This window comes from Pandoraea sp. B-6, from assembly GCF_000282835.1.
GTDB classification, from domain to species: domain Bacteria; phylum Pseudomonadota; class Gammaproteobacteria; order Burkholderiales; family Burkholderiaceae; genus Pandoraea; species Pandoraea cepalis.
Genome location: NZ_AKXS01000154.1, coordinates 1 through 11,644, shown reverse-complemented (window position 1 = coordinate 11,644; position 11,644 = coordinate 1). Strand labels below are relative to the sequence as shown.

Annotated in this window: 10 protein-coding genes; 5 read left to right on the top strand and 5 right to left on the bottom strand. The window is 59.8% G+C overall.

The features are described from left to right. Positions 1 to 360 precede the first annotated feature (360 nt). A complete protein-coding gene (locus A985_RS23785; protein WP_198288634.1) occupies positions 361 to 1,059 on the bottom strand; it encodes a response regulator transcription factor in 699 nt (232 codons plus the stop codon). Between the two features lie 232 nt (positions 1,060 to 1,291). On the opposite strand from A985_RS23785, the gene A985_RS0101335 reads away from it, so the two are divergent. Genes A985_RS0101335 through A985_RS0101325 form a run of 3 tightly spaced genes read left to right on the top strand, consistent with a single transcriptional unit; the run spans position 1,292 to position 4,159 of the window. Beyond that, positions 1,292 to 1,978 (top strand): hydrolase, encoded by a 687-nt coding sequence (locus tag A985_RS0101335; protein ID WP_017231634.1) that lies wholly within the window; start codon positions 1,292 to 1,294, stop codon positions 1,976 to 1,978. A gap of 13 nt (positions 1,979 to 1,991) precedes the next feature. Beyond that, a complete protein-coding gene (locus A985_RS0101330) occupies positions 1,992 to 3,851 on the top strand; it encodes an amidohydrolase (RefSeq protein ID WP_017231633.1) in 1,860 nt (619 codons plus the stop codon). Positions 3,852 to 3,877: 26 nt separating this feature from the next. Beyond that, positions 3,878 to 4,159 (top strand): XapX domain-containing protein, encoded by a 282-nt coding sequence (locus A985_RS0101325; RefSeq protein WP_017231632.1) that lies wholly within the window; start codon positions 3,878 to 3,880, stop codon positions 4,157 to 4,159. A 110-nt stretch (positions 4,160 to 4,269) separates the two neighbouring features. Here the strand turns inward: A985_RS0101325 and A985_RS0101320 are convergent, their stop codons facing one another. The 3 genes from A985_RS0101320 to speB form a co-directional block, all read right to left on the bottom strand. Then, on the bottom strand, positions 4,270 to 4,872 hold the full coding sequence (locus tag A985_RS0101320) for a hypothetical protein (RefSeq protein WP_026131535.1): 603 nt from the start codon (positions 4,870 to 4,872) through the stop codon (positions 4,270 to 4,272). Positions 4,873 to 5,161: 289 nt separating this feature from the next. Then, complete coding sequence (gene tauA, locus A985_RS0101315; protein WP_017231630.1) at positions 5,162 to 6,196, bottom strand: taurine ABC transporter substrate-binding protein; 1,035 nt, start codon at positions 6,194 to 6,196, stop codon at positions 5,162 to 5,164. 78 nt (positions 6,197 to 6,274) lie between these two features. Next, positions 6,275 to 7,249 carry an agmatinase gene (gene speB / locus A985_RS0101310; protein ID WP_039829683.1) on the bottom strand — a complete coding sequence of 325 codons (975 nt, stop codon included), beginning with the start codon at positions 7,247 to 7,249 and terminating at the stop codon, positions 6,275 to 6,277. A gap of 209 nt (positions 7,250 to 7,458) precedes the next feature. On the opposite strand from speB, the gene A985_RS0101305 reads away from it, so the two are divergent. Then, positions 7,459 to 8,364 (top strand): LysR family transcriptional regulator, encoded by a 906-nt coding sequence (locus tag A985_RS0101305; protein WP_017231628.1) that lies wholly within the window; start codon positions 7,459 to 7,461, stop codon positions 8,362 to 8,364. A gap of 297 nt (positions 8,365 to 8,661) precedes the next feature. Then, a complete protein-coding gene (locus tag A985_RS23780) occupies positions 8,662 to 9,855 on the top strand; it encodes a site-specific integrase (protein WP_039829682.1) in 1,194 nt (397 codons plus the stop codon). 821 nt (positions 9,856 to 10,676) lie between these two features. Here A985_RS23780 and A985_RS0101295 read toward each other — a convergent pair. After that, positions 10,677 to 11,644, bottom strand: a 968-nt coding sequence (locus tag A985_RS0101295; RefSeq protein ID WP_026131533.1) for a hypothetical protein, incomplete at its 5' end; no start/stop codon positions are given.

The following is an 11,644-nucleotide window of genomic DNA, read 5'->3' as shown; positions in this document are numbered from 1 at the left end:
TGTGAAACTTTTTTGAAGGCGGCGACGCGTCCCTGCCGTTTAGCGCCGTGTTCGATGCTCGACACGCGCCTCACCAACGAAAAATGCTTGCACGCCGGAACGGTCTACAAGTGATCCGCAGCCGCGTAGCGCGACGTCGTCCCATGCCATCTTTATATATATATGGATCGGCTGGTCGCGTCGCCGCTGGAGATGGCGGGATAAATTTCCGGCAAATAACGATGCGCCAAGCGCATACGACGCCCCGGTCGCCCAGTTGAGCGTCGAGCCGTCGATCTGTCGGGAGTTGGCGCGCCAGGAATCGATGCGTCCGGAGACGGGGCAACAAGATATGAAGGTGCGCGAACCGCGCGCCGTCGATCAGGCGGTCTCTCGGCGATTTCGGCCAATACCGCCGTGATAAAGCGCTGGGGACGTCATGCCTAGCTTGTGCGCCATGATGACGAGATCCGCAAAGGAGCGGGCTTCCATTTTGCGCATGGCATTGCCGCGATGAATCTTGACAGTGACTTCGCTGATGCCCAACTCGTCCGCAATATGTTTGTTCATGCGGCCCGCCGCGACCAATGCCATCACCTCGCGCTCGCGCGGCGAGAGCCGCTGCGCCCGGTCGGCGACGGTCGTGCTCACTTTCTCGCGTGCGAGGCGCAGACGATCCTGCGCGAGCGCGGCGCCCACAGCATCAAGCAACACGCCTGCGCCAAACGGCTTGGTGAGAAAGTCGACCGCCCCCGCCTTCATGCCCTGGACGCTCGTCGCCACATCCGCGTCATCGGCGATGAAGACCACCGGGATCGGATCCCGCATCGCGACAAGGGCGCGCTGCAAAGCCAACCCGCTCCCGACCACATCGAAATCCATATCGACCACAAGGCACGCAGGCCCAGCAGCACGTTCGCTCGCAAGGAACGATGCCCCGCACGCAAAGCCGCGCGCACATACGCCGGCGGCGAAGAGCTGCGCGCAAAGCGTGTCTCTGCTCGCCGGTTCGTTGTCGACGACGTAGACGGTCGCGGTATCGTTATCCGAAAGCCCGTTCATGCGGATAGGCAGTGTCATGATTCAGTGCGGACGAGTATACGATAGCCGCGAGACATATCGTTCGACGCCATAGAAAAGCACGAACGTCCGCGCTATTCTCGGTAAACATTGCCGGACGGACTGCGTCAGAAAGGGGATGACGGACGCTAATACGAAGAGACGATAGTCCGAGCAACATGAACGGCATAGGCTTCGAAAGATCTGCCGCCGTGGCATCACCCCCATGTCCGCATTACCACCGGAGCCCCTCATGTCGAATCCCAAGCTCGAAGTCCTCACCCCGCAAAACAGCCAGCTCATCTTCATCGATCATCAACCGCAGATGGCCTTCGGCGTTCAGTCGATGGATCGTCAAGCACTCAAGAACAACGCGGTCGGTCTGGCCAAAGCCGCGCGCATCTTCAATATTCCGACGACGATCACGACCGTGGAGACTGAATCGTTCTCGGGCTTTACCTATCCGGAACTGCTCGACGTCTTCCCGAACCAGAAGTTGCTGGAACGCACCTCGATGAACTCGTGGGATGACCAGAAGGTGCGCGACGCCCTCGCCGCCAACGGTCGCAAGAAGGTCATCGTCTCTGGCCTGTGGACCGAAGTCTGCAACACCACATTCGCGTTGTGCGCGATGCTTGAAGGCGGCTACGAGATCTATATGGTTGCCGATGCGTCGGGCGGCACCTCGAAGGAAGCTCACGACTATGCGATGCAGCGCATGGTGCAGGCGGGTGTCGTGCCCGTGACGTGGCAGCAGGTGCTGCTCGAATGGCAACGAGATTGGGCACATCGCGACTCGTACGATGCCGTGATGAAGCTCGTCAAGGAGCATTCCGGTGCCTACGGTATGGGCGTCGACTACGCCTACACGATGGTCCACAAGGCGGCGCAGCGCACCGCAACGCCGCATGACGCCATCCCGGCCGTGCCCGCTCGCTGACAGGAGGGACGCCATGTCCGCCCCCACCCCCGATCTGATTCTCATCAACGGCAAGTTCGCCACGCTCGATCGCGCCAATCCGCAGGCGGATGCCGTGGCGCTCACCGGCGGGAAGTTCACTGCCGTGGGCACACGCGACGACGTGATGCGTCTGGCCGGCAGCGGCACCGAGGTCATCGACCTGCGGGGCCGCCGCGTCATCCCGGGACTGATCGACAGTCATATGCACATCATCCGGGGCGGTCTCAACTACAACATGGAACTGCGCTGGGACGGGGTTCGCTCGCTGGCCGACGCCATGCGCATGTTGAAGGCGCAAGTCGACCGTACGCCTGCGCCGCAATGGGTTCGGGTGGTGGGTGGGTTCACCGAGCATCAGTTCGCCGAGAGGCGTCTGCCGACGATCGACGAACTGAACGCCGTTGCCCCCGATACGCCAGTGTTCATCCTGCATCTGTATGACCGTGCGATTCTCAACGGCGCAGCCCTTCGTACGGTGGGCTATACGAAAGACACGCCCAACCCGCCGGGCGGGGAGATCGTGCGCGACGCGTCGGGCAATCCGACCGGGTTGCTGCTGGCCAAGCCGAACGCGACCATTTTGTATGCCACGCTCGCCAAGGGCCCGAAGCTGCCCCCGGACTATCAGAAGAACTCGACGCGCCACTTCATGCGCGAGGTCAACCGGCTCGGCGTGACGGGCGTGATCGACGCGGGCGGCGGGTTCCAGAACTACCCCGAGGACTACGACATCATCGAAGCGCTGCATCGCGAGGGACAGCTCACGGTGCGCCTCGCCTATAACCTGTTCACGCAGAAGCCCAAGGCCGAACTTGAGGATTTCAGTCAGTGGGTCAAGCAAGTCAGCCCCGGCCAGGGCGACGATCTCTATCGTCACAATGGCGCGGGCGAGATGCTCGTGTACACGGCCGCCGATTTCGAGGACTTTCGCGTCGAGCGGCCCGAGATGCCACCATCGATGGAAGGTGATCTCGAGCCGGTCGTGCGGCTGCTTGCGGAAAACCGCTGGCCGTGGCGTCTGCATGCCACCTACGACGAGACCATCTCCCGCGCGCTCGACGTCTATGAAAAGGTCGCGAAGGATGTGCCGTTCGACGGCCTGCATTGGTTCTTCGATCACGCCGAGACCATCAGCGATCGCAACATCGATCGCATCGCGGCCCTGGGCGGCGGCATTGCCGTGCAGCACCGGATGGCCTATCAAGGCGAGTACTTCGTAGAGCGCTATGGCGCGCGTGCGGCCGAAGCCACACCGCCGATCCGCCGCATGCTGGAGCGCGGCGTGAAGGTCGGCGCAGGGACGGACGCGACGCGGGTCGCCTCCTACAACCCGTGGGTCTCGCTTTACTGGCTCGTGACGGGCAAGACCGTGGGTGGGCTGCGCCTGTCCGCGCCGGGCAACCTGCTCGATCGCGACGATGCGTTGCGCCTTTGGACGGAAGCCAACGCATGGTTCTCGTCTGAGGTTGGCAAGAAGGGGCAGATCAAAGTGGGGCAACTCGGCGATCTGGCGGTGCTCTCCGACGACTACTTCAGCGTGCCTGAAGACGAAATCCAGGACATTACGTCGGTGCTTACGTTGCTGGGCGGAAAGGTTGTCTACGGCGACGGCGACTTCGGCGGCCATGCCCCGGAAATTCCGCCAGCCATGCCGGACTGGTCGCCGGCACGGCATGGCGTGGGCTACTCGCCTCGCCAGCCGCAAGTGCTTAACGTGAGCGTGAGTTGTGCATGCGCGACGTCGTGCGGGGTACATGGTCATGCGCATGCGAGGGCGTGGTCGTCCAGTGTGCCGGCGTCTGACGAAAGCGGCTTCTGGGGTGCGCTCGGCTGCTCGTGCTGGGCGTTCTGATCGTTCGGACGGTTCGGAGAATCCTCATGAAGCTATATCTCGTATCGCTCGGCGTCGGCGTGCTCGTCGGCATCATTTACGGCGGTCTCGGCGTGCGGTCCCCGGCACCGCCGGCTGTCGCGCTCATCGGGCTGCTCGGCATGCTGATCGGCGAACAGGTCGTACCGCCGGTCAAGCGACTGCTCGCTGGCGAGCCGGTCAATCTCGTCTGGTTCCATCGCGAATGCGTGCCGAAGATCACCGGCTTGCCCGGGCCAGTGGCGCAACCGACGAAGGAAGCTGCCGAGAGCGACTCGCGCAAGGCTTGATCTGTCGTCGGAGAGGGATAGGTCGCTTGTTGGCGCCCGGCGGGTAACGAACCGCGCAACGCGGAGGGGGTATCGTTTCCCACCGGGCACGTCAAAGGGAGTTCGGCGGCTTACATGCCTATTTCATACTGGCGAATCAACTCACGCACCTGATCCTTGTCCGCATCGGGGATACGATCCAGCCCGATGTATTCCCAGAATTCCTCCGCAGCGGCCATCCCCTCTTCACCGTCCGCGAGCAAACACGCCAGCGCATCCGCCCTACGGTTTGGCGGCAGCACGTCGATGCATAGCATCAGCGCATCCATCACGCGTTGCTTCCGGCTGCCTTTAAAGAAGCGGACACTGATGTCGTCGACGAATCGGCACCATGCTTCGGATTGACTACCGGCGCTCGCCGCTTCCCCCCATTGACTCAGAAGTGTTTCGTTCTGCTTCAAAGGCTCGCGGAAAAACGCGAAGTCGACGGCCGGTTCCGGATCTGGCAAGTTCTCCAGGTTACTGACGGACAGAAGCGGCAGCGAGCGTTGTGAGGTGTCGTCACGCGTTCGTACCGCCAATGCCGCCATGGGCGAGCGGAGCCTTCCCGCCGCCTGGAGTCCAACAGTCCGGAGATCTGCGATGAAACGCTCACTCGGGCGATCCAAAGGCCGATGCTCGGTGCTGGGCACCATCGGTAAGGTGCTGATCGTTGCGGCGCCTACATGATTCATGGACAACCTCCGTGGGTGGTGGGAGATTGCATCCTGCCATCGCCTTGGCGCCGCACTTTTCCATACGAGCGGCGGGCTTGCAGTTCTGGCGAACACGCGGCGACCCGATGACAGTCCGCACAATCCCCGAGGCCCCCGCCATCGACCGGTCATTGACTCGATTCGAGAAATCGCGCCACGCCACCGTCGCTTGTTCGCGTGTGTGATTGCTTGCGACGGGAGGCTCCGGCGCGCGACCCGACATCGTGGGCGATTAGCGCACCGGGCCGCGTTATGACGCCTTAATCGTTCATTTCGGCGTCAGGCTGGATGCCGCCTCGGGATACCGGACCGCCACCGCACCCCGATAGTCGGACTTCACGACATCGATCTTCTTCTGCTGGAGCAGAAACTCGGCCGTCGACTTCAGCGTTTGTGCCGCACCGCCCTTCTCCCCGCACCCAAGCCACTGACATGAGACCTGCTCCGCCAACGTCGGATACTTGTACAGTGCCATTTCTTCTGCCGCGTCGTTGGCATTGCCACCGAGCCCGCGCAGCACTGCCGCCATATTCTTCGAATCCGCACCCCACGCGTCGGGGTGCTCCACGAAGTCTCGATTCGTCGCGTTCAGCACCGCAATGAACTTGGCCATGAATTCAGGATTGCCGGCCCCGAACGTCTTCGTCACGGCCATGCCCTCAAACGTGCAACGGCCTAGCGCGCATATCTGCCCTGCCGTGATCAATGGCTTTCCGGTGGGCCGGATCCGGCCGAGCGCCGGTCCCCAGATGAAGGCAGCGTCGACGTCGCCTCGCTCCCATGCGGCGGCGGCCTGCGTCGGCGTCATATTGACCAGCTTCACCTGCTGGGTGATGCCCCATTTGTCGAGCATGTACATCAACTGGTAATGGCTTGTGCTGGCCACCGGCACCGCGATGGTTTTGCCCACCAGGTCCTTCGGCGATTGGATGTTCGCCGCATTACGCACCATGAGCGCCTCGGCGTTGGCGATGTCCTCCAGAATCCAGAACAACTGAATGTCCATTCCGCGGCTGGCTGCCGCCGCCAGCGGGCTCGATCCCAGCACACCGATGTCGATGCTGCCAGACGCCATTGCACTCATCACCGCCGCGCCGGAATCGAACTTCTTCCAGTGGATCTGGTAGCCGGTCGCCTTTTCAAACGCGCCATTCACCATCGCCGCAATCCAGGGGCTGTAGGTCGTCTGATACGCCACGTTGACGACCTTCTCGGCTGCGCGGGCCGGGGCCAATGCGCCACCGCACGCCAACAGAAACACGCCACATACGAACGAACCGACGATTTTTGTCAGGTATTTCATTCCGTCTCTCCCAATTCGGCGTAGCGAGACAGGACTGGCGAGCATCGTGCCCGCCCCCCTCCACGCCCGCCACTGTGGTCAAAGTGATTTGCGGCTGCGAATACTTTCCGCGAGCACACAGAGAATCTCGAACATCAGCGTCGCCCCCACCAGCGCGGTATTGCCGCTCGGGTCGAACGGCGGAGAGACTTCCACGACGTCTCCGCCGATCAGGTTCAATCCTTGGAGCCCGCGAATCATGCGCTGCGCGTCGAGGGTCGTCAGGCCGCCAATTTCCGGCGTTCCGGTGCCTGGGGCGTACACCGGATCCAGGGCGTCGACGTCAAAAGTGACGTAAGTTGCACCGTCGCCGACGACTCGCCGTGCTTCGGCGATGACCCCCTCGACGCCCAACGCGCGGCATTCCTCGATATCAATCACGCGAATGCCCTGTCGCTCACCCCAGTCGTTCTCGCTGTCGTTGTACAACGCGCCCCGAATGCCGATTTGTACCGTGCGCTTGGGATCGAGCAAGCCCTCCTCGATGGCGCGCCGAAACGGCGTGCCGTGGGTGTAGGCGTTATCGCCGAAATATCGATTCCACGTGTCTGTATGCGCATCGAAGTGCACCATGCCCACAGGCCGGTGCTTAGCCACGGCGCGCAAGATCGGCAGCGTCACCAGATGATCGCCGCCGACGGACAGCGGCGCGATGCCGGCATTGCAGACCGCATCGTAAAACGCCGCAATACGCCCAAGGGAATCCATGAGGTCGACCGGGTTCACCGGGGTGTCGCCCAGATCGGCACAATTGCAAAGCTCGAAGGGGTTGATGCCGCTCGCCCGATTGACATTGCGCACCATCGTCGAAAGATCGCGCACCTGGCGCGGCCCATGGCGCGCCCCTGGCCGATTGGTGGTGCCACCGTCCCAAGGCACACCGATCAGGCCGACATCCACGGCGCGAATGCTTTCGTCGTCAAGACCGACATAAGGCAACCGCATGAGTGTCGCCAATCCCGAAAACCGAGGCATGACGGTACCGGTAATGGGTGCGAATTTATTTTCTTTCATAGACAATTCCTGGGTGGCAAGGGGTGTCTCGGACTGGATCGCCCGACGCGCACTGGTAAGCGGCACCGAGCGATGCGTGAAGCGAGTGTGTCCGTTGCGCACGTCCTATGGAATCCCGATTGTTCGAACTTTAGTTTGGTATTTTCCGAAGCATTACCGCCACCCTTGCGTGCCGATCCCTCGTTTGCCTGGCCCATGAGTCCATCGTCATGATCAAAGTAACTGACTTCGATCTGCGTCTGCTGCGTATATTCAAAACAGTGTCGGACTGCGGCGGCTTCTCGGCGGCGGAGTCTGCGCTGAACATGAACCTGTCGACCATCAGTACGCATATGGCCGACCTGGAAGCACGCCTGGGCATTCGCCTTTGCGAGCGCGGGCGCCGTGGCTTCCGGCTGACGGAAGAGGGCCACTCACTTTATCGAGCCGCTGAGCGGCTGCTCGAGTCTGTCGAGGTGTTCCGCACGGACATTGGGGAAATACGCGGTCAGATCAGCGGCGAGTTGGCGATTGGCGTCGTCGACAATACGATTACCGATGCGCAATCGCACATTGCACGCGCCATCGGCATGCTCAAGCAACAAAGTCGAGATCTGGAGATCAGATTGGAGATCAAGTCGCCCAGGGAAATCGAGGCCGGGGTGTTGGAGAGAAAGCTTCATCTCGGCATCGGACCGTTTCGAGATACGCAACCGGGCCTGATCTATGAGCCGCTGTATCGAGAGGAAATTCAGCTTTATTGCGGCGCGGGGCATCCGCTCTTCGCACTGGCGCCCGATGACGTTGACATGCAGAGCCTGAGTGGTCTCGACTATGTCGCGCGGGGATATTTACGGGAGACGAAAGAGTTCGGCATCCTCACGAACCTCAAGGTCGGCGCGAGCGTTTTCCACATGGAGGCCGTCGCCACGCTCATTCTTTCGGGAAAGTTTGTCGGCTACCTGCCCACGCACTACGCGCAGCATTGGATCCGGCAAGACCTGATGCGGTCATTACGCCCGGATCACCTTACCCACCACGCCGAGTTTCGACTCATTACCCGAAAGGACCGCGAGACGACTGTCGCTGCACGGGCATTCCTGGATGCGTTGCGCGGCGGAGCAAATGGCAAGTGAAGATGGCGCAGTTCGCTCACCATGACGGTGATGTTGCTGACTGGCGCACGTTAAATCACGGCGTCGGGCATATGAGCCGCCAACGTACAAAGGGCTTCCACTCGGGAAGCCCTTTGTTTATCCGTGGCGGAGAGAGGGTCCGCCAATCCAAATTCCAGGAGATACCTAGAAGATCTATCGACCCCATATTTTACAAGGGATCTGGCGATGGATAGGGCCATCGACGTCCATAACATTCCAGACAAATCCAACGACAATTTGATAGTCATTTTGATAGTCAACGGATAGAATCCCAGTATGGCAAACGCAATCAACAAACTTAGCGCGCTCCAGGTCAATCGACTATCGAAGCCTGGACTGTATGGGGACGGGGCAGGTCTCTACTTGCAGATCACTAAGGGAGGGGTCAAATCTTGGCTGTTCCGGTATATGAGGAACGGTCGAGCTCGTGGTATGGGTCTTGGCCCCGTCCATACAGTCAGCCTGTCAGATGCTCGCATCAAGGCCCTCGAAGTCCGCAAACAGCTTCTTGAGGGAATCGATCCGCTCGACGCGAAGCAAGAAGTTCAGGCACTGGTCAAGGCCAGTGCAGTCAAGGTGACCACGTTTGACGAATGCTCTGCGGCCTACATTGACGCTCATTCGAGTGGCTGGAAGAACGCGAAGCACGCCGACCAGTGGCGCAATACGCTCGCGACCTACGCCTCCCCTCATTTTGGGTCGCTGCCAATCGCCGAGCTAGACACCGCTCTGGTCATGAAGGCGCTCGAGCCGATTTGGATCTCGAAGACCGAAACGGCCTCACGTGTGCGTGGCCGGATCGAATCTGTACTCGACTGGGCGACCGCTCGTGGGCACCGTGCCGGCGAGAATCCCGCCAGGTGGAAAGGGCACCTGGACCATCTACTTCCCAAACGATCCAAGGTCCAGGCAGTAGTTCATCACGCAGCCCTTCCCTATGTCGACGCACCGAAATTTATGGTGCAACTACGGGCCACCAACACGATGGCAGCGAAAGCGCTGGAGCTGCTGATATTGACGGCTGCGCGCACTAGCGAGGTCATCGAAGCTCGTTGGGACGAGTTCGATCTTGGAGCGGGAATCTGGAGAATCCCCGCGGAACGCATGAAAGCAGGAAAGGAACACCGCATACCGTTGTCGCCGGCTGCCAAGGTCTTGCTAGAACGCATGCGGTCAATTAAGCAGAACGAGTTCGTTTTTCCCGGCCAGCGCAAAGATAAACCGCTATCCAACATGGCGCTCCTTCAGTTGCTGAAGCGCATGGGCCGATCAGATCTGACGGCCCACGGATTCCGATCTACGTTTCGTGATTGGGTCGGTGAAACGACGCACTACCCGCGTGAAGTGGCCGAGGCTGCGCTCGCTCACTTGCTGAAAGATAAAGCCGAGGCAGCGTATGCACGCGGTGATCTACTCGAAAAACGCGCAGCGATGATGACCGACTGGTCGACGCACCTTGCTTCACCGTGACGTCGTTAATCAATTGTCCTGCTCGTCGCTGGGCCGGCTAAGTGACGGCAATCCATCAGACAGCGGCCATTTCTGCGCGGTAGGCGGACGATCCCCTGCTCTTTCGTCGACGAGGTAGTAAGGAAACACGCGAACAGCCCCAGGGCAGGCCCAAAGAGCCGCGAGCGGCCACAGACTCAAAGCGCGCCGTATAGCGTAGCGCACTTTGTCCAGTTGGCGGGAGGCTGCCTGCCACAGGTGTCCGAGCGTCCGAAAATGGCCTAGTGACCGTGCAGGGATCGGGCTGGCCCCAACGCGCCATATCATCCCCACTCAATTGTCAACCCAGCGGCTACATCGTTGCTGGGCCCGGACTTCCGCCCTCGTGCCTCGACAATACCGTCAACAGTACCGAAAAAAAACAATCGGCAGTTGTCGGCATTCAGCTGACTTCATCGTAGAATCAACCGGCGCATTCGCTCAAAGGTCAAAGACACGGGACATCTGAACACGTCCTCTGCGGCAATACCGCCAGAGATACCGTCTGGCATTTGCCAAAGTATCTCGTTCGAGCTTTGGAAGGCCGCATTCTTAAGTCCGGGCTTGGTGGGGCACCATGCACCGCATGCCGCAGCCGCGGCGGGCGAAAGACAGCAGCCATCCTGCATAGAGATGCTGCGCTCGCGCGCCCGGCAATTCGCGCGGCGGCTCGGGATGGTCTAGCACGCGGCCACCCGGGCTCGCACCATCCCCCCCCTCCGACACCGCTTTATCCCTACACAAGTAAGTCCTGCGAGATGCGCATAGCTCCGCCCTCAAATCGCTATTAGCAGTCTTAGCCTCTAGAGAATTTCTTTAATTAACCAGAAAATAGCCATAAAGCCCATGGCTATCGCAAACAGGGATGCCACAAAGAAAACTACAAGTCCATTCGCATTAGCACGTGGCGTTCCCATACCGCGTACCGCCGAGAGCAGGAACGTCTTTGAAAGCTGGGTAGCCCGGAACAACCCGGTGGCAACGATCATAAACACGAGCGTGCTTTGCGTTGCGACTGCGCAATACAGGATAACTGATTGCGGCATAAAGTACGTTGAAACCCATCCGCGCGACGTCACATATATAGTCGTCTCTAGATGAAATAAATCAATTGATGACCTGATATAGTCAAACGGAGTATAGGGCACCACCGGCATTGGATCGTGGGGCGCAACTTGCATGTAGAGCCTCACCATGTCCTCAACCCTGAAGACAAAAACAACGACAGTAAACATGAAAAAACAAGCTGCGAGGTTAATCAGATACGAAACCAAAAATCTCGCAGAGAAAAGTCCACTTCCGCTGAGCCTCCGAAGTGAAAATTTCGTTATCTGAATTGCAATCACATCCGTGACTATGCATGCCAGTATCCCCTGTCCATAGAAATCGGAAAGTGCTAGGCGAACAGCGACAGGAAGCGGCCCCAGTCTGTGCTCCGGATTCTGCAACAAATAAATCCATGCAATCCACGTCGCAAAGAATGCGACCGACATAACGATTGTATAGATAGGAATGGACAATAGCTGTCGACGCGCCAAGTAGCGTGAGCCGAAGAAGCGTTCAAAGATGTTCGACCATGTGTTGATCGCGAACTGTATTTTTCGCTGGCCAAAACCTTTCGCCTGCAATCCTTTAATTGTTTTCAGCCGCTCTTCCTTGTTGGACAGACCAATTCCAGCGAATATACCGGCACCGCCGGCCAAAAGACTGAGCGGAACAGACACAACAGCAATGAAATCGGTCAGCGTCATTGGACCGGCCAGCCTTTCGT

Excerpts from the sequence above, each read along its gene's own strand:
- A985_RS0101330 (WP_017231633.1), top strand. The coding sequence starts at position 1,992 with ATGTCCGCCCCCACCCCCGATCTGATTCTCATCAACGGCAAGTTCGCC.
- A985_RS0101325 (WP_017231632.1), top strand. The coding sequence starts at position 3,878 with ATGAAGCTATATCTCGTATCGCTCGGCGTCGGCGTGCTCGTCGGCATC.
- A985_RS0101335 (WP_017231634.1), top strand. The coding sequence starts at position 1,292 with ATGTCGAATCCCAAGCTCGAAGTCCTCACCCCGCAAAACAGCCAGCTC.
- A985_RS0101305 (WP_017231628.1), top strand. The coding sequence starts at position 7,459 with ATGATCAAAGTAACTGACTTCGATCTGCGTCTGCTGCGTATATTCAAA.
- tauA (WP_017231630.1), bottom strand. The coding sequence starts at position 6,196 with ATGAAATACCTGACAAAAATCGTCGGTTCGTTCGTATGTGGCGTGTTT.
- A985_RS23785 (WP_198288634.1), bottom strand. The coding sequence starts at position 1,059 with ATGACACTGCCTATCCGCATGAACGGGCTTTCGGATAACGATACCGCG.
- A985_RS0101320 (WP_026131535.1), bottom strand. The coding sequence starts at position 4,872 with ATGAATCATGTAGGCGCCGCAACGATCAGCACCTTACCGATGGTGCCC.
- speB (WP_039829683.1), bottom strand. The coding sequence starts at position 7,249 with ATGAAAGAAAATAAATTCGCACCCATTACCGGTACCGTCATGCCTCGG.
- A985_RS23780 (WP_039829682.1), top strand. The coding sequence starts at position 8,662 with ATGGCAAACGCAATCAACAAACTTAGCGCGCTCCAGGTCAATCGACTA.